The organism is Pseudoalteromonas sp. bablab_jr011, assembly GCF_016464045.1.
Taxonomy (GTDB): domain Bacteria; phylum Pseudomonadota; class Gammaproteobacteria; order Enterobacterales; family Alteromonadaceae; genus Pseudoalteromonas; species Pseudoalteromonas lipolytica.
The window spans coordinates 1-25,291 of sequence record NZ_JACDWU010000225.1 but is presented as its reverse complement, the minus strand read 5'-3'; the positions used below and the strand labels follow the sequence as shown (position 1 = coordinate 25,291).

The window sequence follows — 25,291 nt, the reverse complement described above, 5'->3', positions numbered from 1 at the left end:
GCAGTCTAACAAAATTAACGAAGGGTATTGTGCAATAGGAGGAGTCCATATAAGGCACTTTAGTGCCGAAGTGTCTGATATGCCCTTCATGCATAACCCCTGACATTCACGGCTAAAGCCGTTCCCACGCTTCTTAATCACGATGTTCAATCACGGTTCTAACGTTGTTTAATCATGATGACAGTAGTGGAGAATGAGGGTTCTCTTTAATCACTCATTTCACTTCTGGCTCAAATAATTAGAGCTTAGTAGGAGGTACTTTAGTGCCGAAAGTATCTGATTATGCCCTTCATACATAACCACTGACATTGACGGCTAAAGCCGTTCCTACCCTTCTTAATCACGATGTTCAATCACAGTTCTAACGTTGTTTAATCATGATGACAAGACTGAAGGGCTCTAAAATGGGCTGCTTCACTTTACGCTAACCTAATTAGCGCGTAGTAGGAGGTACTTGAGTGCCGAAGTATCTGATTATGCCCTTCATATATAACCACAGACATTCACGGCTACGCTTGTTAATCACGATCTATTGATCAATGTAGGAGAGGAGTGCCGCCTCTAAAATGGATTACTTCAGCTCACGCTATCCGTCTCTCATTAATAACTAACGGCATCACATTGAGCTAGACGAATTACAGCGCAAATAAAAACGCCAGCATGATGCTGGCGTTTAGTATTTAGGAAGGCTTATAAATTAAGCTTTTGGACCTGCAGATTTGATTGCTTCCGAAACATCGTATTTCGCGAAGTTTTCAGTGAAGTCAGATGCAAGTTTGTTTGCATATTCTGCGTATTTTTCTTTGTCTTCCCATGTGTTGATTGGGTTAAGAAGCTTGCTATCAACACCTGGTACAGCAACAGGGACGTCTAGGTTTAATACGTCGATGTGTTGTGTTTCAACATCTGACAACTTACCTGAAACAATAGCGTCAACTACTGCACGTGTTGTTGGGATGTCAAAGCGTTTACCTGTACCGTAAGGACCACCAGTCCAACCTGTGTTTACTAGGAATACTTTAGCGCCAAATTCACGTACACGCTTCATAAGAAGCTCTGCGTATACACCTGCAGGACGAGGGAAGAAAGGCGCACCAAAACACGTTGAGAATGTTGATTCGATATCGCTAGTTGAACCGATTTCAGTTGAACCTACTTTTGCAGTGTAACCACTTAGGAAGTGATATGCTGCTGCTTCTTCTGTTAACACTGATACAGGTGGTAATACACCACTCACGTCGCATGTTAAGAAAACAACGGCTTTTGGCTCACCGGCACGGTTTTCAACTTTACGTTTTTCTACGTGCTCTAGTGGGTAAGCTGCACGGCTATTTTGAGTTAAACTTGTGTCATGGAAATCCGGTACGCGGTTTTCATCAAGTACAACGTTTTCTAAGATAGTACCAAAACGGATTGCATTCCAAATAACGGGTTCGTTCTTTTGTGAAAGGTCGATACATTTAGCGTAGCAACCGCCTTCGATATTAAATACGCTACCAGGCGCCCAACCATGCTCGTCATCACCGATAAGGAAACGTGTCGGATCCGCAGATAGTGTTGTTTTACCAGTGCCAGATAAACCGAAGAACAATGCTGTGTCACCTGCTTCACCTACGTTAGCTGAACAGTGCATTGGTAATACACCTTTCGCAGGTAATAGGAAGTTCTGTACAGAGAACATTGATTTTTTCATTTCACCGGCATAACGCATACCAGCCAATAGCACTTTGCGTTGTGCAAAGTTAATGATTACTGTGCCATCGCTATTTGTGCCATCACGTTCAGGGTCACAAACAAATGAAGGAACATTCATTACCTGCCACTGAGGTAAATCAGATGCATTATAAGTTTCAGGTTCGATAAACATGTTTTTGGCAAAAATGTGATGCCATGCAGTTTCTGTTGTTACAACGACTGGTAAATAGTGCTCAGGATCAGCGCCAACTTCTAGGTGAGAGATGAAGTGGTCGTTGCTTTGTACATGAGCTTCTACACGAGCCCATAATGCATCAAACTTGTCTGCATCGAATGGGCGGTTTACGTTACCCCATTGGATTTCGTTTTCAGTGCTTGGCTCTTGAACAATAAAACGGTCTTTTGGAGAACGGCCAGTACGACGACCAGTGTTAGCAACAAATGCACCATTAGCGGCTAAAGTCCCTTCGCCACGACGAATCGCGTGTTCGACTAGTTCAGCTGCAGTAAGATCGACAAAACGAGTAGCGTTTGCAGTCATGTTTATACCTAAATTGTGTGAGATTGAACGGGATAGCTCTGGGGTTCTTGTTTTCCCTTAAGCTGAAATAATAGTAACAGAAGGATTAGGGATATTCGAGTGTCTGAAGGGGCTAAAAACACATATATTTGGTAAAAAACATGAATAATTTCAATGATACCGGTGTCATAAAATGGGGCTTTTTCATGACACCGGTATCATAAAAATTAAGAAAAAAGCCGCAACAAATGCGGCTTTTAATATAATAATACTATTAAGTGGTCATTTAGTTAAAAATTGCTTTAATATCCTGCTCGTTAAAAACGTAATCTTTTAAGCAATAATGACAGCTAATTTTAACTTCACCTTTTTCTTTTACATCATCTAATAAAGCATCTTGACCAATATTGACTAATGCTGCAATTGTCTTGTCTCTGCTACAGCCACAACGGAAATTGATACTTTGTGGTTCGAACAATTTAGGGTTATCTTCATGATACAGACGAGTAAGAACAGTATTAGCATCAAGATTAAGTAACTCTTCATCTTTAATGGTATTACTGATTGCTTCAAGGTGAGTGAAGTCTTCTACTGACTTATCTTTATTTACCGGTAAAACTTGTAAGAATAAGCCGGCTGCTTTTGCTGAGCCTGCGGTGATTTCAGTCGCAAACCAAAGACGGGTTTTCAATTGTTCTGATTGCTCAAAGTAGCTTTCGAGGCATTTATCTAAGGTGTCGTGTTCAAGCGGAACAATACCTTGATAACGCTCACCTTTTGTTGGCGTTATCGTGATAACCATATAACCGTTACCAATCAAGTCTTTAATAGTACTACCTTGAACTTCACCTTGCAGGCGAGCAATACCACGCATATTTTGCTTATCATCACCATTAATAACAGCATATTTCACAGGGCCATCACCTTGTAGCTGTACGGCAATTTCACCTTCAAACTTTAAGGTGGCTGTTAATAAGCAAGTTGCAACAAGCAACTCACCTAAGAGTGCCTGAACAGGAGCTGGGTAATTATGGTTGGCGATCATCTCTTGATAGGTGTTTTCAATTTGTACGAGTTCACCACGTACATCGAGTTGATCAAATATATAACGATGAAGTAAATCTTGTTGCATGTGTTACATTACCTAACTTGATTTCATTTTTAACAGTTCACGTCTTTGCTTTTTATCAGGCTTTCTATCAGGATGTGGAGCAAAGAAGCTGTTATTCTTTCTTGCGATTGCATTTGCTTCGCGCTTTTCAATACTTGCTTGAGTTTCTTGGTATAAGGTCTGTGCAATGGGGGCACTTTGACGTTTATCAAGGACCTTCACTATTGTCACTACCTTTTCGTCGACTCCTTGCAGCAGTTTTATGACTGCGCCCACCTCGACGATTTTACTGGGCTTTGTTCGTTGACCATTATAATGCACTTTACCGCCTTGCACCATGTCTCGCGCAACAGAGCGGGTTTTATAGAAACGGGCAGCCCATAACCATTTATCAAGGCGGACGTTTAATTCGTCTTGACTGTTTTTTGACTGCTGAGTGTTACCTTTTGACACAATTGTGCTCTTTTAAAGCTGCTAGAGTATAGGCAAAATTTACCATGAAACTTAATCATAAAGAAACAGTCAAAGTTTTTCCTTGGTACCCCTGTTAGTCGAAACGACCTTGTTTACAAAGTTTAATATACGTGTGCTTGTTGAATGAAAAATGAAAAGGTACTATAGGCCTGCTATAAAGCAGTAAATTAAAATAAGAAATAGAATATATGGATCAACACTTACAACAAGTTAGACAGTTTTTAAACGGCTTACCTCATGCCAAGCTAAGTGCATTAGTTGTGCTGTTAGTTGTTGTTTATATTGCCTTTTTATCCTCGAAGTTGTTCTGGTTGTTGTGGCCTGAACCTGATACAAAAGCACTGCCCGCAAGTCGAACAACGATGACTGCGAAACGCATCGAAACAGTCAATTCACGACAAATTCTTGAACAACATTTATTCGGTAAAGTGGTTGTTGAAGCTAAAAAACCTGCCGCAAAGCAAACGCAAGTTATTAACAATGCCCCTGAAACTCGTTTAAGTATTAATCTAACGGGTATCGTGGCTGTTAGCCAAAACGATCAAGCTGGTTTGGCTATAATAGAGTCTCAAGGAAAACAAGAAACGTATGTTGTTGATGATGTAATTCAAGGCACTCGAGCGAAGCTCGCACAAGTCTTACCTGATCGTGTTATTTTGGATGTAAGTGGTCGCTTTGAAACATTAATGCTTGATGGACTCGATTTTACAAAAACAGTTTCTATGCCTGTTTTGGCTGAGCAACAAGAGCCAGAATTAGAAGAAGGTCCTCAGGATATCGATGCGGACAATGAAATCAATGCGACTGAAGATCAAGAAGTCAAAGAAGCGATTATTGAAACGCGTGAAGAAGTATTAAACGACCCTGGTAAATTATTCGACTACATTCGTGTATCGCAAGCGATGGTCGACGGTGAACTGGTGGGTTATCGCTTAAGCCCTGGTAAAGACCCGGCATTATTTAAGCAGATGGGATTAATGAATAATGATTTAGCCATTGCGATTAATGGCTATCAATTAAATGATTTAAAACAGGCAATGTCAGCAATAAATGAATTACGTAATAGTACTGATGCAAGTATCACTATCGAGCGTGATGGTGAGCAAATTGATGTGCAATTTAGCCTGCAATAATTAGCTTTGGAGTTTTTATAGAATGGTTCACGCGCTACACCTCACAAAAATCAAAAAAGGGTTAGCTAAGTATGCAGCGCTTTTTTTATTAACAGGATTATCGCTCTCAGTTTCGGCTGTTGAGTATGCTGCAAACTTTAAAGGCACCGATATTAATGAGTTCATTAATATTGTGGGTAAAAATCTCAATAAAACAGTGATCATCGATCCGAACGTGCGCGGCAAAGTTAATGTGCGCAGTTATGAGTTAATGGATGAGAAGCTGTACTATCAATTTTTCTTAAATGTATTAGAAGTATACGGTTATTCAGCTGTTGAGATGGATAACGGCATTCTTAAAATTGAGAAAAGCTCTGACGCTAAAAAATCGAACGTCCCTTTAGTGACGGAAGATAACCAAGCCAGTGGCGATATGATGGTCACGCGTGTTGTGCGAGTTAAGAATGTAAGCGTACAAGAGTTAGGTCCGTTAGTTCGTCAGTTTAGCGATCAAAAAGACGGGGGGCATGTTGCTAACTTCAACGCCGCTAACGTAATGATGCTTACCGGCCACGCTGCCTCTGTAAATCGTTTAGTTGAAATCATCCGTTCAGTTGACCAAGCCGGTGATAAGCGAGTTGATATTGTTCAACTTAAGTTTGCTACAGCGGATGATGTTGTCTCTGTTGTTGACAATATTTATAAAGATAGTGGTAAAGGCAGCATCCCTGAATTTTTGATTCCGAAAGTGGTTGCCGATGGTCGTACTAACAGTGTGATTGTTAGTGGTGAGGCGCAGGCCCGTACGCGTGCTGTTGAGTTAATCAGCCGCTTAGACAATGAGCTGGAGAATCAAGGTAATACCAAGGTCATTTACTTAAATTATGCAAAAGCAGAAGATTTAGTAAAAGTATTGCAAGGTGTGAGTAAAACACTCGCTGAAGATGGCCAAGGTGGCGCAACGAAAGCTCGTTCACGCAGTCAGAACGAAACAAGCATAGAAGCGCACCCTGATTCAAACTCGTTGGTTATTACAGCCCAGCCAGATACGATGCGCTCACTTGAGCAAGTTATTGAGCGCTTAGATATTCGTCGTGCACAGGTGCTAGTTGAGGCAATTATTGTTGAGGTTCTTGAGGCCGATGGCATTAACTTTGGTTTGCAATGGATTTCAGAGCAAGGCGGAATGATGCAGTTTAACAACGGCACAACAGTGCCTGTTGGCTCATTGGCTGTTGCGGCAGAGCAAGCACGTGATAAAACGATTCAAGGGACGGTTGTTGGTACAGAAACCGGTAATGTTACAAATACCTCAGAGACACAGGAAGGTGACTTAGGGCCACTTGGTGCGTTACTCGGTGGTATTAACGGTCTTGCAATGGGTATTGTGAAAAATGACTGGGGTGCGATTATCCAAGCCGTTTCAACAGATACCAATTCAAATATTCTTGCAACGCCTTCTGTCACCACCATGGATAACGAAGAAGCGTCGATGATCGTTGGTCAAGAAGTACCAATTATCACTGGGTCACAAACGGGTTCAAATAACTCTAACCCATTCCAAACGGTTGAGCGTCAAGAAGTGGGTGTGAAACTCAAAGTAACACCACAAATTAATGATGGCTCGGCGGTTCAGTTAACGATTGAGCAAGAAGTCTCTGGCGTAAGTGGTGCAACTTCAGTCGATATCTCAGTGAATAAGCGTGCGATTAAAACCACCGTTATGGCCGATGATGGTGGCATGGTCGTGTTAGGCGGTTTAATTGATGAAGACGTACAAGAAAGTGTCTCGAAAGTTCCATTGTTAGGTGACATTCCTATTTTAGGGCACTTATTCCGTTCAACCAGTACCAGTAAGCGCAAGCGTAACTTAATTGTATTTATTCGTCCGACGATTGTTCGTGATGGTATGAGCATGAATAAGTTAAGTCATTCAAAATATAACTTCATCCGTGGTGAGCAGCATAAACAAAAAGAAGATGGGATTGATTTAATGCCATTAACTGATATGCCAATCTTACCAGAATGGAATGATGCATTGGTATTACCGCCAACGTATGAAGAATACCTGAAACAACAAAACGCAGATGATCGTAAAGATGACTGATGCAATTACAGAGATTAATGACGAGTTAGCGCAGAGTGCGTCTATTGACCATGATGAGCTCTTAACAAGTGATGATCTTGTTAGCTTGCCTGCAAAGCGCTTACCGTTTTCATATGCGCGTCGTGCTGGTGTCTTGCTAAGTAAAAATGGTGATAATTGGACTGTTTTCTATCGCGGCGAATTAGACGTAACGGCTTTACTTGAAGTACGTCGTATTGCGGGGCGTGGTTTTTCACTCGAGCAGTTGCCAGACGACAAATTTGAGCTGTTACTTGAGGCTTCTTATCAACGCGATAGTTCTGAAACACAGCAAATGATGGAAGATATTGGCAACGAAGTTGACTTATTTTCTTTAGCGGATGAACTACCGCAAACAGAAGACTTACTCGCAGGGGATGATGACGCACCTATTATTAAACTCATTAATGCCATGCTCAGTGAGGCAATTAAAGAGGGTGCTTCAGATATTCACATTGAAACCTTTGAGCAAGAGTTAGTAATTCGCTTTAGGGTAGACGGTGTCTTAAAAGAAGTTTTAAAACCAAATCGTAAACTTGCATCCTTACTCGTGTCACGTATTAAGGTTATGGCAAAGCTCGATATTGCAGAAAAGCGTATTCCACAAGATGGGCGTATAAGTTTACGTATTGCTGGACGTGCTGTTGATGTGCGTGTATCAACGATGCCATCAAGTTTTGGTGAGCGTGTTGTACTGCGTTTACTTGATAAAAATAATGCGCGCTTAAATCTTGAAGATTTGGGGATGACCGAGCGAAATCGCGAATTGTTCGCTGATCTCATCAGTAAGCCTCACGGTATTATTTTGGTAACTGGTCCCACAGGTTCTGGTAAAAGTACCACTTTGTATGCGGGGATGAGTCAAATAAACTCACGTGACCGTAATATTTTGACGGTTGAAGACCCGATTGAGTACGAAATACCTGGGATTGGTCAAACACAAGTAAACACCAAAGTAGATATGACCTTTGCGCGGGGATTGCGTGCAATTTTACGTCAAGACCCTGATGTCGTCATGGTGGGGGAGATCCGAGACCTTGAAACCGCACAAATCGGTGTGCAAGCGTCGTTAACGGGTCACTTAGTTATGTCGACTTTACATACCAATACCGCTGCGGGTGCGATTACCCGTATGGAAGATATGGGAGTAGAACCTTTCCTGTTGTCTTCTTCTTTGCTGGGTGTGTTATCACAACGTCTAGTGCGTACTTTATGCAATAGCTGTAAAGAAGGGCATGTCGCCGACGAGCGAGAGTGCCAGTTATTAGGTGTTAACCCTGCTGAGCCACCGACGATTTACCGTGCTGTAGGCTGTGAAGAGTGTAACTTTAATGGTTATCGTGGCCGTACGGGGATTCATGAATTACTGGTTGTTGATGAGGCTATTCGTGAAATGATCCACAGCGGTAAAGGCGAACAAAGTGTTGAAAAGTACATTCGTACTCGTAGCCCAAGTATTCGTCAAGATGGCTGTAGCCGTGTGTTGGCAGGCCGTACAACCTTAGAAGAAGTCTTGCGTGTAACGCGTGAGGAAGGTTAATTATGGCTGCATTTGAGTACCGCGCCCTGGATGGTAAAGGTAAAGAGAAAAAAGGCATTCTTGAAGCCGATACGGTAAAGCAAATACGTCAAACATTACGTGACCAAGGCCTGATGCCTTTAGAGGTTGTCGCTGCCGCAGAGGGTGAAAAGCAAGTTAAAGGGGCTAAAAAGTCATTATTTAGCGGTTTTTTCAAACCAAAAATATCGACCTCAGATTTAGCGCTGATTACTCGTCAACTTGCCACCTTAATTCAGTCAGCATTACCTGTCGAAGGGGCGGTAATGGCCGTCGCTGAGCAATGTGAAAAACCGCGTTTAAAACGTATGCTCATGTCTGTACGCTCAAAAGTTGTTGAAGGCTACACACTCGCAGATGGTATGAGTGAGTTTCCGCATGTATTTGATGATTTATATCGTGCCATGGTGGCTGCCGGTGAAAAATCGGGCCACTTAGATCAAGTATTAAATCGTTTAGCTGATTACACGGAACAACGTCAGCATATGCGTAGTCAAATAACACAAGCGATGGTATATCCAATCATTCTTGTTGTGTTTGCTATCGCAATTGTTTCAGTGTTATTGGGCACGGTGGTTCCCAAAATATTAAAAACATTCGAAAAGTCAAAACAAGTACTTCCTTGGACGACAGAGTGGGTTATGGCAGCCAGTAACTTTGTACAAAATTATTGGTTTATTAGTTTAATAATTATCACTGCACTCTCAGTGGGAATTAAGCATGCACTCAAACGACCAAAAATTCGTTACTGGTTTGATGAAAAAGTACTTTACTTGCCTGGTATAGGTAAAGTCGCGAGAGGGGTGAATACCGCTCGATTCGCACGCACGTTAAGTATTTTATCTTCAAGCTCCGTTCCCTTACTCGAAGGTATGCGTATCTCTGGTGGGGTATTGGTTAATGAGAAAATGAAAAAATCGGTGCAAGATGCGGCCACCCGAGTCAGTGAAGGGGCGAGCCTTCGTGCTGCTTTACAACAAACGAAACTTTTTCCACCTATGATTCTGCACATGATCGCAAGTGGCGAAAAGTCAGGTGAACTTGAGCAAATGCTTGAGCGAGCAGCAAATAATCAAGATCGTGAGTTTGAAAGCATGGTCAACGTGTCTTTAAAACTTTTAGAGCCAGCGATGATTGCATCAATGGCGGTCATTGTCTTGTTTATTGTTATGGCAATACTGCAGCCAATTATGGCAATGAATAAGGCAGTAGGACTTTAAATTAGGGAACGGTAGAGCAACAGCCAGTAGCTGTCGCTTTATAATAAATTATTGAAGAAAATTAGAGGTATTTTTGTGAACAAACAGTCAGGTTTCTCATTATTAGAAGTCATGGTGGTACTGGTTATCATCGGTATGATTATGTCAATTGTGGCACCAAACATTATGGGCCAACAAGAAGAGGCAGCGATCGACAAAGCACACCTAGATATTCAACAAATTGAAGATGCGTTGAGCCTTTATAAGCTGAAGAATAAAGCCTATCCAACTACAGAACAGGGTCTAGAAGCGCTTGTTACTAAAACGAGCATCGAGCCGGTTCCAAAACGTTTTCCAGATGGTGGTTTTATTGAAAAGTTACCTGAAGATCCATGGGGCAATCCGTACCAACTAATTAGCCCAGGAGAAATTGGTAAAATTGATATTTTTTCAATGGGTCCAGATGGCGAAGCTGGCACCGATGATGACATCGGTAACTGGGATGAAGAAAAGCAATAATGCGTAAACTCAGCCAGATGTTTACCTTTTATACACATCAAGGCTTACTATTATGGTAAGCCTTAATCGTTTACGTTTGGCTGGGCGTGCTAAGCACGCAAAAGGTTTTAGCCTCATCGAAATATTAATGGTGCTTGTGGTGATAGGGTTTGTCACTAAAATGGTGGCCTACAGTTTTGATGGTGGTGCAGAAGAAAAATTAGAAAAACAAGCGCTCAGATTACACACCACGATTAATATGGCATCTGAATTTGCCATCTTAAATCAGGTCGAGTTAGGCTTTCATTTAGATCAAAATGTATTTGAATTTTTAGTATTTGATGGTGAAAAGTGGGTCACCTTCGATCGTGAAAAATTGTTTGCGCCTATTAAAGTAGACGAAGATTTTAAATTAACCTTGAATCTCGAAGATTTGGCATGGGCACAAGATAACTTACTTGAGCAATCGAACTGGCGTGAATTGATGAGCGGCGGTGACGAAGATAGTTTATTAGAACTTAAAAAGTTAAAGATTCCACAGGTACTGATCCTTTCTTCAGGAGAAGTCAGTGCTTTTCAGTTAGTGTATGAGCTGAAAGAGGAGCGTGAACCGCAGTATTTTATCGAAGGCGAGTTCATGGCTCCTGTTAAACTTCGTATGGAGCCAGAGTAATGACTAAGTCAGCGGGTTTCACTTTACTTGAAGTCATGGTCGCTTTGGCTATTTGTGCCATGGCGGGTATTGCTGCAATGCAGGCAACGGGTGAACACATCAATCACTTGTCGACGATTGAAGAGCAAACATATGCATCATGGGTTGCTGAAAATGTCATAGTTGAGCAGCGAACAAAAGGTGATAAGTGGGCGGGCAAAAATGGCACTAAAGGCAGTGAAACACTGGCCGGTTATGAGTGGTATTGGCGTCAAGATGTCGTTGCTACGGCAGATAAAAGCTTCGTAAAAGTCACTATTAATGTGTTTGCTGACGAAAAACTAGAATACCCCATTTATGAACTTGTTACTTATTTAAACAAAGGTGACAAGTAGTGAAGCAACGCGGGTTTACCTTACTTGAAGTTATCGTCGCAATGGGCATTTTGGCGTTTGTGGTGTTATCGACTCATCAAATCTTAGAATCAACCACCAAGGCTAAAGAAGCCTCAGATGAGACAATCGCAGAGCTTAATGGCTTTCAAACGGTATTTCGTCTTATGGACCAAGACTTTAGCCAAATGACGAAACGTCAAGTACGCAATGAGGCGGGAGACTTTCAAGAAGGTTACATTCTTGCCGGGCGTTATGTATTTGACAGTCAATATGATGGCATTGGTTTTGTGCGTGATGGGTGGATTAATCCAATAAACTTGCTGCCGCGCTCTGAGTTACAAGCTGTTGGTTATCGTGTTATCGATGATAACCTAGAGCGCATATACCGAGTATATGTTGATCAGCTCGATAATATGGAACCGCGTTCGCAAGTTATTCTAGAAGATATTGAAGATCTGAAGTTTGAATTTCTTGATGATAAAGACGAATGGCAAGAACAGTGGCAAGCCGCTGCATTACCGAAGGCTGTTGCCGTGACCATTCAAAAAATAGAACAAGAGCCTATTCGCCGAGTCTTTTTAGTGCCCGGTGAAGGTGTAGTGAGTACTCAGCCATGATGATTAAACGTTCTCAAGGTGCCGCACTTGTTATTGTTTTATTTATTGTCGCATTAGCCGCTATGCTAGCGGTCGAAATGAGTGCAAACCTGATGGTGCAAGTGCAGCGTAGTACTAATATACAAAGTCATCAGCAAGCTAAGTGGTATGCTTTTGCTGCTGAAGAATTAGCGATTAAAGCGATTAAACAAACTAAAAAAGATGACCCTGATAAAATTCATCTAGGGCAAGTCTGGGCGCAGCAAGGTGGGGTTCCTTACCCTGTTGATAATGGCACGTTAAGTGGCACGATTACGGATTTGCAAGCGTGCTTGAACTTAAATGCTTTACGCACAAAACCTGTGCAACAAACCGGCTCGGCTAATAAAACGAACCCAGCGCACAAAGCATTGTTAGCTTTACTTGAGAATATTGAAGACTTACCCGCAGATGAGTCTGAAGAGGCAATGGCTGACAGCGTCTATGACTGGCTCGATGAAGACAGTATTACTTATCGCTCAGGTGCAGAAGAAGATGAGTACTTATCGCGTAAGTATCCCTACATGACTGCAAACAGCTTTTTTGCTTCAACATCAGAGTTGCGTTTAGTTAAAGGCTTCAATCCATTAGTGATGGAAAAAGTATTGCCCTTTGTGTGTGTGATACCAGACAGTGAACTTTTAGCGATTAATGTAAATACCTTGCCTAATGAAAGTGCCATTATTCTAAGCTCGCTTATTGATGGCCTCAGTTTATCAGGCGCAGAAAGTGTATTATCGTCTCGCCCTGAAGAGGGATTTGATGATATGAACGCATTTTTTGAACAAGTTAATCAACAAGGCGCACAAAACGTCGAAGCTGTTAAAGACTTGTTCACCATCAACAGTGATTATTTTAAACTACAAACGCAAGCTGAATTTGCAGAGTTGCGTTTTTCGATGACCACCTTACTCCATGCCAATAATGGTAAAGTAACGATACTGGCGCGAAAATTTGGAGGCGTACAGTGACAGAAATATTGTTGATCCGTGCGGGTCAAACATTACAAGATAGCCTTAGTTGGCTAATTTACTCACCGACAGAACAAGAAATAATTGCGAGCGGCGAAATCGCCAGTGCAGCACAATTAGGTGAGTTAACTGAAAAAGCACAAACCCGTGAAGTGGTTGCTCTTTTACCGAGTGATCAAATTCAGCTAAAAACAGTTGAATTGCCGACTAAATGGAGTCGTAAGTTAGAGCAGGCATTGCCCTATATGCTTGAAGAAGATATCGCGTGTGATGTCGACGACCTATTTATTGCGATTGCTGAGCCTACACTCATAGATGAAAAGCATGCGGTTAATATCGCCATGACCGATCGTGAGTGGTTTGAGCAGTGGCTTGCTACATTCAATGAGCATGATATTGAAGTATTTAAAGTGTTACCTGACGCATTATTACTTCCTCGAGTCGACAATGAAAATACCCTGCGTACCGTTGAACTCAATGGCCAATGGTTATGTAAATTAGGTCACTGGCATATTGCAGCTGTTGAAACAGACTGGCTAGATGGTTATTTGACCGCAATGGGCCACCCAGATGTTGCACATTTTAGTCCAGCCACCGGGTTCCCTGAATCAGTTAATCTTGAGGCAAAAACGGAGCTGTATGATTTACCGCTCGCTTTATTTGCGAAACAACTCCCTGAAATTAGTTTTAATCTACGCCAAGGTGTATATCAATTAAAGAAAAAGTCAGCCATTTGGTGGGGATACTGGCAAAAAGCCGCTATTGCCGCAGGGGTTGCATTGGTATGCAGTGTGGGGGTTAAGTCCCTTGAGTTATATAAACTAAATACTCAACTTGAGAAAACGAAGGCACAAGTTGTGACTAACTATCAGCGCGCTTTTCCTAATAAGAAAGTACGCCCACAGTTGATTCGTAGTCAAATTCGTAATGAACTCGCATTGCTCGATAGCGGAAGTACCGCTGGTTTCTTAGATTTGACTAATGACTTAGTGACTATTTTTAGTGAAGTAAAAGACTTCACGCCAGAAACTTTGCGTTATGACCAAGGCCGCAACGAGTTACGTATTCGTGCACGTGGTAAAGATTTCCAATCGTTTGGAAAAGTAAAAGCAATTTTAGAACAGCGAGGCTTAACGGTTGATCAAGGCTCACTAAATAATGATGGTGATTTTGTCGTCGGTGAAATTAAGTTGCGAGGTGCGGCATGAAAAACCAATTAATTAGTTACTGGCGTTCATTAAAAGAGCAAGAACAACAACTTGTTGTCGTCGCTGGGGTGATTTTTGTTATTTTTATCCTTGTGATGGGAATCTTTAGGCCGTTAAATGCGGCGATTGAAAAAGCAGAACAAGACACGATAAAACAACAAGAATTGCTGGCATGGGTTGATGAGAGCATTGTTAAGTTAAAGGCCAGTGGCAGTGCACGAGTAGCGAATGACCGCAGCTTAAGTCAAATTGTGAATAGCACGCGAAATCGTTATCAGATCACCATCAGTAAAATGCAACCGAATGATAATTCACTGCGTTTAACTATCGATTCTGTCGAGTTTAACAAGTTGGTTGAGTGGCTTGATGAATTAGTTAATTCACAAGGTGTACTGATTGAAAACTTAGACATTAGTAAAGACGATAAGTCTGGTTTTGTTCGTGTCAGTCGTTTGGTACTAGAGAAGTAGACGATGAAAAGAATTATTTTATTAGTCACAGTATTTGTGATGTGTTTTTTGGTGTTTACGCTTATAAAAACACCCGCTGCAATTGCACTAGATTTAGCTGCACCGCATTTACCAAAACAATTGCAACTAGGCAAAGCCAGTGGTTCGCTTTGGGATGGTCGCATAATGCAGGTACGTTTTGATGGTGAGCAACTTAATAATGTACGGTGGAAGTTATCTGGCTGGTCATTGTTGACGGGCAAACTCGTTGGTACGGTGCGCTTTGGTGATCCGCGTGATAAAACAGATATTTCGGGTCATGCTGATTTTTCGTATGGGTTGTTCAATCAAGCTGTTGTGGTAAAAAATACCACACTACGTTTGAGCGTTGAGCGTGCGATGGCGCGCTTAAAACTGCCATTGCCAATTAGTGCACAAGGGCGTGTGATTGTTGATCTCGATGAGTTCAGCTCTGGTCAGCCGTATTGTGAAACGTTAATGGGTGAGATTGCCAGTCCCAATATCGATGTTCAAGGACTTAATGGCTGGTTTAGTGTTGGCCCACTGAGCGGCCGTCTTAGTTGTAAATCAGGCGATATAGCTGTCTTGGTTGACCCTGAAAATCGCTTAGGTCTTGAGGCCGATGCTGTACTAAAAGCCAATTTAGATTTTAAAGTGGCAGGGTATATAAAACCAGAAGCCAGTCTACCAAAAGAAGTGCATGACGCTGCGAAGTTTTTAGGGCGTCCAGATAGCGAAGGACGCTATCCACTTAATTTATAAACACGACTTTAATTGAAGGCATTATGCAAATTCCTGAGTTTTCAAAAGAGCAAAGCGCCTTATTAGCACGCTTTCTTGCTGAGCAAAAAGACGCGCTATCGTTAGCACAAACACACGGTTATTTATTTGCCGTTATTTGTGCGCCCGAGCCATTGGATGTTCATCAGTGGCTTGAGCAAGTTGTCCCTGGTTGTGATGGGCAAATGGATGAGCAGGTATTGTTTGCATTTATGGCGCTATATCAGCAAATCAGTGAACACGTATTTGAAACCGGATACAGCTTACCCGTAAGTTTGCAATTTAATTCTGCTCAGCAGCCGTACCTTGATATGCAAGAGTGTCAGCATTGGAGCCAAGGCTTTATGCTTGGGGCGCAGGGCTATATTGCTAAATTGTTAGCTGCGCCACAACTAGCAAGTGAATTAAAAGAAGCACTTGAGACAGCACAGCAAAGTTTGTGTTTCTTTATACTCGACTCAGCTGATATAGCATCGATTGCCAATCAGCATGGTTTAACCGAAGGGCTGTTATGTCAACAGCAGTATGAAGTGATGAATGAGTTTGCAGCAGGCTTTGCTGAGTTAATCGAAGCCGTTGCAGTAAATAGCCAGCTTTATAATGATGAAGGCTGGGGCTAAGCAAGCTCTAACACAATATCTGTGCAGCCTTTTGCACAACGAACAATGCCTTTGCCAGGCTGTTCAGTCTGTAGGTTTAAGGTAAGGACTCCTTTGCATGTTTCACAATGCATAGTCTGTCCTTTTGCTAACTTTTTTAGCATATTGCGCTGTTTAGCAAATGAATCGCTGGTTTTTTTATTAAGCGCAGAAAAATCCATTATTTATTTAACCTTTCTTCAAGTGCATCCGAAACAATATTACAAACACGTTCTAGGCGTTCACCATAGAAATATAAGTTAATATCTTTTTCACGACAATAATGTAAATGAAAGATTTGCAGTTTATCGTCATTCAAAAAAGCCTCTTCGACGTACTCACGCTCTGAACTCGATAAATTAAGCTGTGACTTAATCGTGTTCTTCGCCATATTCGCGGCGGGGCTGCGGTTAACTTGGCTAAAATCTGAAAGTACGTTCACCCCATCACCTAACAACAGTTCTCTGGGTTCTTTGATCAAAGGGTGATCAATCGTGAACAATGCTAAAATAATAAGTACTAAAATGATAAATTTTTTCATAGCACACAGAACTTTGATCTAAATAAAGAAGGAATTGGGACAAGTTTAATAAAATGGCTGATTTAAAAGCAAGAATATACGATGAAATAATTAAAAAGTTCATATTTTAGATCATTCCCTGAAATTTTTGAGAGATTGAGTATAATACTTTCGATAGGTTGGAAATTTCAGAAAACTCTGAACGAAATGAGATGCATTCTAATTTGTCGTATTGGCTTTATAACCTATTTAACTGCAAACATCAGTTTGAGTTTATTTCCTAGTGGCGTTGAGGAATTTTGATGGATAAACAAATTAAGGTTAAAAACATCCCAACGGAAGTAAAAATCCAAAAACCGGAAAACGCTTCCCATGATGATAGATTTAATCCACGCAATCGAATTTATGTAAGAGCAGTAACAGGCTTGCATCAGCTGTTAAGGCGACGAATTGGTTTCGTTGGCATGCTTGCATTTATGCTTTTACCTTGGATTAACTTCCACGGACAGCAAGCTGTGCTGTTCGATTTAGTAGGCCAAAAGTTTAATATCTTCGGCCTCACTCTGTGGCCACAAGATTTAACCATTCTTGCGTTTATTCTTATGCTTGCAGCTTTTGCGCTGTTCCTCGTCACCACATTTTATGGCCGAGTCTGGTGTGGTTACACATGTCCGCAAACTGTATGGACATTTATTTTTATTTGGTTCGAAGAAAAGTTTGAAGGCACTGCAAACCAGCGTAAGAAGTTAGATCAACGCCCCATGGACTTTGATAAGTTTTGGCGTAAAACGGCAAAACACAGCAGCTGGTGGCTGTTTTCACTGTATACAGCGTTTACCTTTGTTGGCTACTTTACACCTATACGCCAGCTACTTCCGGATATTTTTACTTTGGATGCCACAGCCTATTCTTATGGGTGTATCGCATTGTTTGCTGTGTGTACATACGGCAATGCAGGGTGGATGCGTGAAATTATGTGTTTACATATCTGTCCTTATTCGCGTTTTCAGTCGGCCATGTTTGATAAAGACACCTTTACAGTAAGTTATGATGAATCTCGTGGTCCTCGTTCACGTAAACAAGATCCGAAAGAGTTAGGACTCGGTGACTGTATCGATTGTAACTTATGCGTACAAGTGTGCCCGACAGGGATAGATATTCGCAACGGTTTGCAATATGAATGTATCAACTGTGGTGCTTGTATTGATGCTTGCGATGGTGTAATGGATAAAATGAATTACCCACGTGGGCTCATTTCATATACCACAGAGCGAAACTTAGAAACCCCTGAAAATAAAACGCATGCTTTGCGACCTAAATTGATTGGTTATCTTGTTATCCTTGTTGTGTTAACCGGGGCTCTCGTGGCAAATATTGCCATGCGTAAACCAATGGAGCTTGATATTATCCGCGACCGTAATCAGCTTTACCGGGTTGACTTCAATGGCTTAGTTGAAAACACCTACACGCTTAAAGTGATTAACAAAGCGCAATACGAGCAAACGTTTAATATTACAGTGGAAGGCTTAAATAACTTTGAATATATAGGCAAACAAACATTCACTGTGCCCTCAGGTGAATCTTATAACGTGCCCTTGTCATTAGTGGTTGATCCGTACGATTTGAAAAAGCCGATGACAAAATTCGAGTTTATACTTTCGGTGGAGGGGCAGCCTGATATTCAGATTTCGCAGCCTAGTAACTTCTTTAAGGCGCAATAATTCAGTACACTGAGCAAATACAATAAAAAGCGGGGTTTTCCCGCTTTTTTTATATAATGGGACACTATGAGTAAATTTAGCTTTGTTGACCTCACACCCGATTCAATTTTAGACGCAGTTGAAAGTATTGGGATATATGCTGAGTCAGGATTACTTGCTTTAAACAGCTATGAAAATCGCGTTTATCAGTTTAAAGCAGAAGACGGTTACCGATACGTTGTAAAATTCTATCGTCCTGAGCGTTGGAGCAAAGAACAAATATTAGAAGAGCATGCGTTTGCTTTTGAACTTGCTGATGCAGAAGTTCCCGTCGTTGCGCCCGTAGTAAAGGACGGGAAAAGCCTCTTTGAGCATGACGGCTATTTATTTGCGTTATTTCCCAGTGTGGGCGGGCGTATTTTCGAAGTTGATAACTTAGATCAACTCGATGTGTTAGGCCGTTTAATTGGTCGTATGCATCAAGTTGCAAAAGCATCTTCATTTAATCATCGCCCAGTGATCAGTTGTGAAGAATACCTTCAGACAGCTAAAGTTCAGTTACAAGCAAGTAACTTGATGCCAACGTCATTAGAAAATGCTTTTTATACGATTTTGGATTTGGTTATTAAAGAAACCACAGCCCAATATAAAAATGTAGAGACAATTCGATTACATGGTGACTGCCATGCGGGCAATATTTTGTGGGCGGGTGATGCACTGATGTTTGTTGACCTCGATGACAGCAGACAAGGTCCTGCAATTCAAGACTTATGGATGATGCTCAGTGGCGATCGTAACAATCAACTGTTACAGTTAGACACTTTGGTAGCAGCGTATGAAGAGTTTTGTGATTTTGACCACAGCCAGCTGAAATTAATTGAGCCATTACGCGCGATGCGCATGGTGCATTACATGGGGTGGTTAGCAAAACGTTGGGATGATCCTGCATTCCCACGGAACTTTTCATGGTTCGCAGAAGACAAATACTGGGAGCAGCAAATACTCGCGTTAAAAGAACAGCTTGCAGCGCTACAAGAACCACCGTTAAAATTATTACCATAAATTTTTAAAAGATAAGTAAAGACGAGAAAACAATGTTCAAAAAATTAAAATTAAGTCTACTCATTCTATGTTTACCTTTTGCAGCACTGGCAGCTGACTTTGAAGCAGGTAATCAATACGAAGTACTAAACACTAAAAAGAGTGCTACACCACAAGTAACTGAGTTTTTCTCATTTTACTGTCCACACTGTTTTAAGTTTGAACCAGTGGCGAAAGCACTGGCCTCAACGCTGCCTGAAGGCACTGAGTTTGTTAAGAATCACGTTAACTTTTTAGGTGGTGTATCGAAACAAACACAAAGTAACCTAAGTTATGCTTACCTAATTGCAAAGCAACATGGTAAAGGTGAGCAAGTGGCCGACCAAATTTTTCATAGCATTCATATTCAACGTGCACCGCTGCAAAATATTAAAGACGTGAAAGCATTATTGGCGACAAATGGTATTAGCGGCGATGTGTTTGACTCTGAAATTGCTAGCATGCCTGTGATCAGTGCAGAAAAAGCGATGCAAGACAAACAGAATAAATACTCAGAGATGGGTGCGTTAACGGGTGTGCCGACTTTTATCGTGAATGATAAATATAAAATTAATATAAATACCATCAAGAGCCAAGAGCAGCTTGATGCGTTAGTAAAGTTTTTATTAGAACAATAATTTTTGGAGTGATTGAATAATGATCAAATTAGTTAAAGCTGCATTTGTGGCCGTGACGCTAGGTTTCGTTGCCACAGCGAGTGCGGCGCAATACGAAGAAGGTAAGCATTATGAAACAATTGATGCGCGAGCTTCTAAAAAGCCTGAAGTGACCGAGTTTTTTTCATTCTACTGTCCTCACTGTAATACCTTCGAGCCAATTGTTGCTGAGCTTAAGCCAATGCTTAAAGACGGCGTTAAATTTAAAAAGAATCACGTTAATTTTGTTGGTCCTCGTGATCCTGAGATCCAAACAGTGCTTGCGCAAGGTTATGCAACAGCAACAGTACTCCCAAATAGCGATGCGTTAGTTGGTGCAATTTTTGACCACATTCATGGTAAACGTGCGCGTATTAATGAGCTTGCAGATATGAAAGATATTTTCGTATCACAAGGTGTAACTGCTGAAGATTTTGAAAAGTACTACAACAGTTTTTCAGTACGTACGATAGCAGCGAAAATGAAACGCGACCAAGAGTACTATCAACAAAAAGGAGCCTTAAAAGGCGTACCAACCTTTATTGTGAATGGTAAGTATCGTTTAATCTTAGGTGCAGACTCAGGTATTACCGATGCAAAAAGCATGGCTGAGCTAATTAATTACTTAGCAGCTAAGTAAGAGACTCGAAAATATTATTTAAAAGCTCCGCTCGCGGAGCTTTTTTGTTTGGTGAAGAAATGAAAAATCTTTTAGTGTCGAGTTGTTTACTAGGAAAGCCGGTACGCTATGACGGTCAATCACAAAACTTATTACATCCTGGATTAGAGTCACTGAAGCAGCAAGGGCGTATTGTGTCTTTTTGTCCTGAGGTTGCGGGTGGTCTACCTACACCAAGAGCGCCTGCTGAAATTAGCCAGGGTAGAGTATTAACACAGGATGCGCATGACGTCACCGCAGAGTTTAAAGCGGGTGCACAGCAAGCATTACGCGTATGCAAAGAACAAGGGATTCGGTTCGCACTACTCAAAGAGTCTAGTCCGTCATGTGGACGTAATTATATTTATGATGGAAGTCACACAGGGCAAAAGATTCGAGGAATGGGTTTAACTGCAAAGTTACTTAGTGACAATAATATACAGGTGTTCAGTGAACAACAATTGCCAGCGCTATTGGCTGCGCTGGCAAAAGTATAAGTTATTTACGCTGTAAAAAGACGCCAGACTCAATATGATGTGTATAGGGGAATTGATCAAAAATCGCAAAACGTTTCACTTCGTGTGTTTTGCAAAGGTGATCAAGATCTCGTTCTAATGTCTCGGGATTACAAGAGATATAGATAATGTTGTCGTAGTTCGCCACCAAATCACAGGTAAGAGTATCCATCCCCGCTCGAGGAGGGTCGACTAAAATTGTTTGGCAGTTATAGCTGTTTAGATCAATACCGTCTAAACGTGAAAAAGTACGTTCGCCTTTCATGGCTTGTGTAAACTCTTCACTCGACATACGAATGATATCTAAATTATCGACTTTGTTTTGAGCAATATTGTACTGTGCAGAATAAACCGATGACTTTGAGATCTCAGTCGCAAGCACTCGGTTAAATGAACCGGCTAGTGCAATTGAAAAGTTACCATTACCACAATACAGCTCTAGCAAATCATTATTAAGGGGCTCACACAACGCTTGTGCCCACTCCAGCATTTTAATGTTTACTTTTGCGTTTGGTTGAGTAAAGCTATTTTCTACTTGCTGATAAATGAGTTCTTTACCATTTACGTTTAATCGTTCAACGACATAGTCGTTCCCAATCACTTCTTTTTGCTTACGTGCACGACCAATAAAGTCGATTTTAAACTGGCTGCTTAATTTTGCTTTAAGCTCTTTAATCGCAATTAGCCATTCATCGTTTAAAGGTTTGTGGTAAAGCAAACTAACAAGAATTTCACCACTTAAGCTAGAGAGGTAATCAATCTGGAATAACTTGCGGCGAAGTACCTCACACCCTTTTAAGTTTTCAATCATCACCTGCATCACTTCGCCAACGAGTGGCGCGGCGGGATCAAATTCATCAACGCGAATTTTCTCTTTGCTTTGCTGATCAAACATAATGTGGAATAAATCGTCGCCCTCATGCCACACTCTAAACTCTGCACGTTGACGGTAGTGAATTGGATCAGAGCTGAACACTTCTAATGTGTTTACACCAAAGCGCCTAAACTGTGACGTGATGCGCTGCTCTTTCTCACTCAATTGTGCATCATATTGAGTTGTATCAATTTTTATAACCGCCATGGCTGATTACCTTTTATCTCTTAGCTATTTGTCGGCGCTATTGTAGGGAGCAGAGAGGATTTGTCTAGTTTTGTTATTTATTTTAGTGTCGTTTTTTTATACAAAAAACTTAAGTTATGCGATTTTTGGCCGATAATGAGGTAACCATAAAATGGAGTCGGATCATGAAAATTGGCAACCTAGGCTATATGCCTAATACAAATTTGAATAAATACAATGGTAAACAGTCTGTACAGCAGCCTACCATTCAAAATCGTCAAGATAGCTATCAACAACGTGGCCGCGAACTGGCTGCAAAAGTACTCGACGATAAACTCGCACAAGCACTTGGTTTACCTAAAGCAGAAGAAAAGAAAGATAAACCCCTGTTTGATTTTGATGAGATCGTTAAAAATGTACTCAATTTTGTTGGTGGTGCGCTGCGTAAAGCAAAAGCAGATGGCGCTGATGATGAAAAGTTAAAAGGCATGTTAGGCGAGGCACGCAAAGGCGTACAAATGGGAATCGATGATGCCTATGATGAACTTAAAGAATCAGGCATCTTAAATGACGATATCGAAGAGGGTATCGAAAAATCGAAAGAAGGTATCTTAAAAGGTATTGATGAGCTTGAAGAAGACTTATTTAATCCTAAACCTAATGCCGTGACGGTTAGCCAAGCACAGTACGTGAGCTTAAGTAATAATGCTGAATATACATTTACCACAGCCGAAGGTGATGAAGTCAGTATTAGCTTTGCAGATGCATATGAGAGCAAGTCCGCTAGTAGCTACAGTAAAAACGGTGACAACGAAGCGTATGTCAGTGAATCGTCACAATCACGTGACTTATCTTTTTCTATGTCAGTGAATGGCGATCTTAATGAGCAAGAGCAGCAGGCCATTAACGAGTTGATGGAAGACTTACAAGGCGTTAGCGAAACATTTTTCTCAGGCTCACTCGATGAAGCCTTTGAACAAGCTAAAGAGCTTAACTTGAGTAATGAGCAGCTAGTCGGTTTTTCGATGGATTTGAAGCAAACCAAAACAGTTGCAGCTATAAAAGGGTACGAAGAATATAAACCAACGCCAGAGAAAGAAGTTGCAGAAAAGGTCGCCCCTTTTAACGATGACTTAAAAGAAGCCTTTAATAAAGCCGGTGATATTGGTTTGCAAAATCAACTTGCCGGAATATTGCAATGGTTAAATCAAGATAAAGAAGAAGTCAGTAAATTGGTTGATTATACCAAAGCGATGTTCGAGCAAATGAATACACTACGTTCAGCCAATGAACAGAGCTAGTCTTCGCTTTCTTTTTAGATAGTCACATGGCAAACTGCTTGCCTTTCATGATCCGAGGTAAGTAGTTTGTCAGTCCATATAATGGTGTTTGATTCAGGTATTGGTGGGACAACTGTGCTTGAACAGATCCAGGCTTTGATCCCGAATGCAGATTATAGCTATTTTATGGATAATGCCTTTCTGCCTTATGGTGCGCAAACTTCGCAAACAATCATTCAACGCTTATTAGGGCTATTACACTTTATAGACACACATGCGTTGCATGTTGATATATTAGTGATTGCCTGCAATACAGCATCGACATCTGCGTTAGACGTTATTCGACACTATACAAGTATTGAAGTTGTGGGGGTTGTGCCTGCTATAAAGCCAGCATGTGCCATAAGTAATACGAAGCACATTGGTTTACTTGCCACGCCCGCGACTACAAAAAGCAAATACACCGAGACGTTAATTTTGACACACAGTCAAGGTACAAAAGTGAGCTTGTACGCTTCGACTAAGCTGGTGGAAATTGCAGAAACACTGTTTCATAGTAAAAAACTACTCAAAGCCGAATTCAACGAAGCAATGGCTGAACTCGCTATTGCAGATGATATTGATGTATTAGTACTCGGATGCACACACTTTCCTTTATTAGCCCATGCAATAAATAACTATTACGACAAACGCGTTAAATTGATTGACTCAGGCCGTGCAATTGCAAATCGTGTCAGTAGTATTATTACAACGCAGCAATTAAATTTAGCAACAGACAAAAAAAAGCCGCTGCACTATTATGCAACGGCTCCGATTAGTCACCAGCAATTAAGCGTAGAGCTTGTTACGCTGATTGATCAGATTCCTCACGGAAACTATTAGACTCGTTCTCTTGTTTTTGTTTTGCTTCACGTACTTTTAAAGTACGTTGTTGGAACTCACTATCATTTAATTGATTAATTGCATTGTCAGCATCTGCCTCAGCCATTTCAACAAAACCAAAGCCACGACGTTTACCAGTGTTTTTATCTTTCAATAAACGAACGTTAAAGACTTTACCTTGTTCTTCAAATAAAGCGCGTACAACACCTTCATTCGCTCGGTAAGGAAGGTTGCCAACATAAAGTGTTTTTGTTTTTACTTCAGCCTCCTCACTTGCCGTTGATGAGAGTGCTGCAATAACTAAAGCACCAATTAATAAGCCTGCACCAAATAGCAACGCAGGGTCTAAAGCTAAGCTCGAAAATGCAAACTTAACAATAACAAACCCTAATACAGCAAGAATAACAGAGAAAAGAAAAGATTTTTGATCGGGTAATTTCATTTTTGATCTACCAATAAACAGGAAATAAACATTAATTTAACATTGTGAACTTGCTATCTTAACGCGTTAAATGAACATAGCAATGAAATTTGCATTAAATTATGAATATTGGCTTAAAAAACAGCCATAATTGCGACTGTTTTTGTTATTTTCGGTAATTTTAGTTCACTTTGTGAGCGAACGATAAAAAGATCGAAAAAAAGTGTTGATCTGTTTTTGGATCTCCCTATAATGCGACCCCACTGAGACGGGAGACAGCAACGAAAGACGCTGAGAAACGTAGCAGAGAGTTAAGTAAAACTTCGGTTTTAAATCTTCAAAAGAAAGTTTAAAATTAAGTGTTGACTCTAAAAAATAAGGATGTATTATACGCATCCCTAGCGACGAAGTCGCACTGTTCTTTAACAATATAAAGCAATCATCTGTGTGGGCACTCGTACAGATTGAGTTCTAACAG

At 41.0% G+C, this 25,291-nt stretch carries 27 protein-coding genes; 20 read left to right on the top strand and 7 right to left on the bottom strand.

The window, feature by feature from the left end:
• Positions 1–697: 697 nt before the first annotated feature.
• From JIG41_RS13390 to hslR, 3 genes are all read right to left on the bottom strand, one after another.
• A complete protein-coding gene (locus JIG41_RS13390) occupies positions 698–2,236 on the bottom strand; it encodes a phosphoenolpyruvate carboxykinase (protein ID WP_036974522.1) in 1,539 nt (512 codons plus the stop codon).
• 265 nt (positions 2,237–2,501) lie between these two features.
• Positions 2,502–3,347, bottom strand: coding sequence for an Hsp33 family molecular chaperone HslO (gene hslO, locus JIG41_RS13385; RefSeq protein WP_199524910.1), 846 nt, complete (start codon positions 3,345–3,347; stop codon positions 2,502–2,504).
• A 12-nt stretch (positions 3,348–3,359) separates the two neighbouring features.
• A complete protein-coding gene (gene hslR, locus JIG41_RS13380; protein WP_371915632.1) occupies positions 3,360–3,782 on the bottom strand; it encodes a ribosome-associated heat shock protein Hsp15 in 423 nt (140 codons plus the stop codon).
• 206 nt (positions 3,783–3,988) lie between these two features.
• On the opposite strand from hslR, the gene gspC reads away from it, so the two are divergent.
• The 13 genes from gspC (at position 3,989) to JIG41_RS13315 (ending at position 16,023) form a co-directional block, all read left to right on the top strand.
• Positions 3,989–4,933 (top strand): type II secretion system protein GspC, encoded by a 945-nt coding sequence (gspC, locus tag JIG41_RS13375; protein ID WP_036974516.1) that lies wholly within the window; start codon positions 3,989–3,991, stop codon positions 4,931–4,933.
• Between the two features lie 22 nt (positions 4,934–4,955).
• A complete protein-coding gene (gene gspD, locus JIG41_RS13370) occupies positions 4,956–7,019 on the top strand; it encodes a type II secretion system secretin GspD (RefSeq protein ID WP_074989851.1) in 2,064 nt (687 codons plus the stop codon).
• Positions 7,012–8,577, top strand: a complete 1,566-nt coding sequence (gspE, locus tag JIG41_RS13365; protein WP_036974514.1) for a type II secretion system ATPase GspE — start codon at positions 7,012–7,014, stop codon at positions 8,575–8,577. The genes gspD and gspE overlap by 8 nt, the downstream gene beginning before the upstream one ends.
• 2 nt (positions 8,578–8,579) lie before the next feature.
• Positions 8,580–9,815 carry a type II secretion system inner membrane protein GspF gene (gene gspF / locus JIG41_RS13360; RefSeq protein ID WP_199524909.1) on the top strand — a complete coding sequence of 412 codons (1,236 nt, stop codon included), beginning with the start codon at positions 8,580–8,582 and terminating at the stop codon, positions 9,813–9,815.
• Between the two features lie 75 nt (positions 9,816–9,890).
• Positions 9,891–10,313, top strand: coding sequence for a type II secretion system major pseudopilin GspG (gene gspG, locus JIG41_RS13355; protein WP_036974512.1), 423 nt, complete (start codon positions 9,891–9,893; stop codon positions 10,311–10,313).
• 52 nt (positions 10,314–10,365) lie between these two features.
• Positions 10,366–10,965 carry a prepilin-type N-terminal cleavage/methylation domain-containing protein gene (locus JIG41_RS13350; RefSeq protein ID WP_081759816.1) on the top strand — a complete coding sequence of 200 codons (600 nt, stop codon included), beginning with the start codon at positions 10,366–10,368 and terminating at the stop codon, positions 10,963–10,965.
• Positions 10,965–11,339 carry a type II secretion system minor pseudopilin GspI gene (gene gspI / locus JIG41_RS13345; protein WP_036974508.1) on the top strand — a complete coding sequence of 125 codons (375 nt, stop codon included), beginning with the start codon at positions 10,965–10,967 and terminating at the stop codon, positions 11,337–11,339. The genes JIG41_RS13350 and gspI overlap by 1 nt, the downstream gene beginning before the upstream one ends.
• Positions 11,339–11,956, top strand: coding sequence for a type II secretion system minor pseudopilin GspJ (gspJ, locus tag JIG41_RS13340; RefSeq protein ID WP_074989849.1), 618 nt, complete (start codon positions 11,339–11,341; stop codon positions 11,954–11,956). The genes gspI and gspJ overlap by 1 nt, the downstream gene beginning before the upstream one ends.
• On the top strand, positions 11,953–12,945 hold the full coding sequence (gene gspK / locus JIG41_RS13335; protein ID WP_074989848.1) for a type II secretion system minor pseudopilin GspK: 993 nt from the start codon (positions 11,953–11,955) through the stop codon (positions 12,943–12,945). The genes gspJ and gspK overlap by 4 nt, the downstream gene beginning before the upstream one ends.
• Complete coding sequence (gene gspL, locus JIG41_RS13330) at positions 12,942–14,153, top strand: type II secretion system protein GspL (protein WP_036974501.1); 1,212 nt, start codon at positions 12,942–12,944, stop codon at positions 14,151–14,153. Before gspK ends, gspL begins: the two co-directional genes overlap by 4 nt.
• Complete coding sequence (gspM, locus tag JIG41_RS13325) at positions 14,150–14,623, top strand: type II secretion system protein GspM (RefSeq protein ID WP_036974499.1); 474 nt, start codon at positions 14,150–14,152, stop codon at positions 14,621–14,623. The genes gspL and gspM overlap by 4 nt, the downstream gene beginning before the upstream one ends.
• 3 nt (positions 14,624–14,626) lie before the next feature.
• On the top strand, positions 14,627–15,385 hold the full coding sequence (locus JIG41_RS13320) for a type II secretion system protein N (protein WP_075593177.1): 759 nt from the start codon (positions 14,627–14,629) through the stop codon (positions 15,383–15,385).
• A gap of 23 nt (positions 15,386–15,408) precedes the next feature.
• Entirely contained in the window at positions 15,409–16,023 is a 615-nt protein-coding gene (locus JIG41_RS13315) for a UPF0149 family protein (RefSeq protein WP_036974495.1), read from the top strand.
• Here JIG41_RS13315 and JIG41_RS13310 read toward each other — a convergent pair.
• The gene (locus JIG41_RS13310; protein WP_075593175.1) at positions 16,020–16,223 is read right to left on the bottom strand and encodes a hypothetical protein; all 204 of its coding nucleotides are present in this window, start codon (positions 16,221–16,223) and stop codon (positions 16,020–16,022) included. The genes JIG41_RS13315 and JIG41_RS13310 overlap by 4 nt on opposite strands.
• A complete protein-coding gene (locus JIG41_RS13305) occupies positions 16,223–16,582 on the bottom strand; it encodes a hypothetical protein (protein ID WP_199524908.1) in 360 nt (119 codons plus the stop codon). The genes JIG41_RS13310 and JIG41_RS13305 overlap by 1 nt, the downstream gene beginning before the upstream one ends.
• A 281-nt stretch (positions 16,583–16,863) precedes the next feature.
• On the opposite strand from JIG41_RS13305, the gene ccoG reads away from it, so the two are divergent.
• The 5 genes from ccoG (at position 16,864) to JIG41_RS13280 (ending at position 21,152) form a co-directional block, all read left to right on the top strand.
• Positions 16,864–18,282, top strand: a complete 1,419-nt coding sequence (ccoG, locus tag JIG41_RS13300) for a cytochrome c oxidase accessory protein CcoG (RefSeq protein WP_199524907.1) — start codon at positions 16,864–16,866, stop codon at positions 18,280–18,282.
• A gap of 66 nt (positions 18,283–18,348) precedes the next feature.
• Positions 18,349–19,323 carry a serine/threonine protein kinase gene (locus JIG41_RS13295; protein WP_036974489.1) on the top strand — a complete coding sequence of 325 codons (975 nt, stop codon included), beginning with the start codon at positions 18,349–18,351 and terminating at the stop codon, positions 19,321–19,323.
• Positions 19,324–19,355: 32 nt separating this feature from the next.
• Positions 19,356–19,979, top strand: a complete 624-nt coding sequence (locus JIG41_RS13290; RefSeq protein ID WP_036974487.1) for a thiol:disulfide interchange protein DsbA/DsbL — start codon at positions 19,356–19,358, stop codon at positions 19,977–19,979.
• Positions 19,980–19,998: 19 nt separating this feature from the next.
• Complete coding sequence (locus tag JIG41_RS13285) at positions 19,999–20,637, top strand: thiol:disulfide interchange protein DsbA/DsbL (protein ID WP_036974485.1); 639 nt, start codon at positions 19,999–20,001, stop codon at positions 20,635–20,637.
• Between the two features lie 59 nt (positions 20,638–20,696).
• Positions 20,697–21,152: a DUF523 domain-containing protein gene (locus JIG41_RS13280; protein WP_199524906.1), complete on the top strand. Its 456-nt coding sequence runs from the start codon at positions 20,697–20,699 to the stop codon at positions 21,150–21,152.
• 1 nt (position 21,153) lies between these two features.
• Here JIG41_RS13280 and trmA read toward each other — a convergent pair whose 3' ends face one another.
• The gene (trmA, locus tag JIG41_RS13275; protein WP_074989843.1) at positions 21,154–22,251 is read right to left on the bottom strand and encodes a tRNA (uridine(54)-C5)-methyltransferase TrmA; all 1,098 of its coding nucleotides are present in this window, start codon (positions 22,249–22,251) and stop codon (positions 21,154–21,156) included.
• Between the two features lie 164 nt (positions 22,252–22,415).
• Here trmA and JIG41_RS13270 point away from each other — a divergent pair, with 164 nt between their 5' ends.
• Both JIG41_RS13270 and murI read left to right on the top strand, forming a co-directional pair.
• Positions 22,416–23,531: a DUF5610 domain-containing protein gene (locus tag JIG41_RS13270; RefSeq protein ID WP_199524905.1), complete on the top strand. Its 1,116-nt coding sequence runs from the start codon at positions 22,416–22,418 to the stop codon at positions 23,529–23,531.
• A gap of 66 nt (positions 23,532–23,597) precedes the next feature.
• On the top strand, positions 23,598–24,392 hold the full coding sequence (gene murI, locus JIG41_RS13265) for a glutamate racemase (protein WP_036974479.1): 795 nt from the start codon (positions 23,598–23,600) through the stop codon (positions 24,390–24,392).
• Here the strand turns inward: murI and JIG41_RS13260 are convergent.
• Positions 24,355–24,834, bottom strand: coding sequence for an RNA-binding protein (locus JIG41_RS13260; protein WP_036974477.1), 480 nt, complete (start codon positions 24,832–24,834; stop codon positions 24,355–24,357). The two genes, murI and JIG41_RS13260, sit on opposite strands and share 38 nt — an antisense overlap.
• Between the last annotated feature and the right edge of the window lie 457 nt (positions 24,835–25,291).

What these genes read in the sequence shown, in the direction of transcription:
- JIG41_RS13390 (WP_036974522.1), bottom strand. Translation starts at nt 2,236, where the DNA reads ATGACTGCAAACGCTACTCGTTTTGTCGATCTTACTGCAGCTGAACTA.
- hslO (WP_199524910.1), bottom strand. Translation starts at nt 3,347, where the DNA reads ATGCAACAAGATTTACTTCATCGTTATATATTTGATCAACTCGATGTA.
- gspC (WP_036974516.1), top strand. Translation starts at nt 3,989, where the DNA reads ATGGATCAACACTTACAACAAGTTAGACAGTTTTTAAACGGCTTACCT.
- gspD (WP_074989851.1), top strand. Translation starts at nt 4,956, where the DNA reads ATGGTTCACGCGCTACACCTCACAAAAATCAAAAAAGGGTTAGCTAAG.
- gspE (WP_036974514.1), top strand. Translation starts at nt 7,012, where the DNA reads ATGACTGATGCAATTACAGAGATTAATGACGAGTTAGCGCAGAGTGCG.
- gspF (WP_199524909.1), top strand. Translation starts at nt 8,580, where the DNA reads ATGGCTGCATTTGAGTACCGCGCCCTGGATGGTAAAGGTAAAGAGAAA.
- JIG41_RS13350 (WP_081759816.1), top strand. Translation starts at nt 10,366, where the DNA reads ATGGTAAGCCTTAATCGTTTACGTTTGGCTGGGCGTGCTAAGCACGCA.
- gspI (WP_036974508.1), top strand. Translation starts at nt 10,965, where the DNA reads ATGACTAAGTCAGCGGGTTTCACTTTACTTGAAGTCATGGTCGCTTTG.
- gspK (WP_074989848.1), top strand. Translation starts at nt 11,953, where the DNA reads ATGATGATTAAACGTTCTCAAGGTGCCGCACTTGTTATTGTTTTATTT.
- gspM (WP_036974499.1), top strand. Translation starts at nt 14,150, where the DNA reads ATGAAAAACCAATTAATTAGTTACTGGCGTTCATTAAAAGAGCAAGAA.
- JIG41_RS13320 (WP_075593177.1), top strand. Translation starts at nt 14,627, where the DNA reads ATGAAAAGAATTATTTTATTAGTCACAGTATTTGTGATGTGTTTTTTG.
- JIG41_RS13315 (WP_036974495.1), top strand. Translation starts at nt 15,409, where the DNA reads ATGCAAATTCCTGAGTTTTCAAAAGAGCAAAGCGCCTTATTAGCACGC.
- JIG41_RS13310 (WP_075593175.1), bottom strand. Translation starts at nt 16,223, where the DNA reads ATGGATTTTTCTGCGCTTAATAAAAAAACCAGCGATTCATTTGCTAAA.
- JIG41_RS13305 (WP_199524908.1), bottom strand. Translation starts at nt 16,582, where the DNA reads ATGAAAAAATTTATCATTTTAGTACTTATTATTTTAGCATTGTTCACG.
- ccoG (WP_199524907.1), top strand. Translation starts at nt 16,864, where the DNA reads ATGGATAAACAAATTAAGGTTAAAAACATCCCAACGGAAGTAAAAATC.
- JIG41_RS13295 (WP_036974489.1), top strand. Translation starts at nt 18,349, where the DNA reads ATGAGTAAATTTAGCTTTGTTGACCTCACACCCGATTCAATTTTAGAC.
- JIG41_RS13290 (WP_036974487.1), top strand. Translation starts at nt 19,356, where the DNA reads ATGTTCAAAAAATTAAAATTAAGTCTACTCATTCTATGTTTACCTTTT.
- JIG41_RS13285 (WP_036974485.1), top strand. Translation starts at nt 19,999, where the DNA reads ATGATCAAATTAGTTAAAGCTGCATTTGTGGCCGTGACGCTAGGTTTC.
- JIG41_RS13280 (WP_199524906.1), top strand. Translation starts at nt 20,697, where the DNA reads ATGAAAAATCTTTTAGTGTCGAGTTGTTTACTAGGAAAGCCGGTACGC.
- trmA (WP_074989843.1), bottom strand. Translation starts at nt 22,251, where the DNA reads ATGGCGGTTATAAAAATTGATACAACTCAATATGATGCACAATTGAGT.
- JIG41_RS13270 (WP_199524905.1), top strand. Translation starts at nt 22,416, where the DNA reads ATGAAAATTGGCAACCTAGGCTATATGCCTAATACAAATTTGAATAAA.
- JIG41_RS13260 (WP_036974477.1), bottom strand. Translation starts at nt 24,834, where the DNA reads ATGAAATTACCCGATCAAAAATCTTTTCTTTTCTCTGTTATTCTTGCT.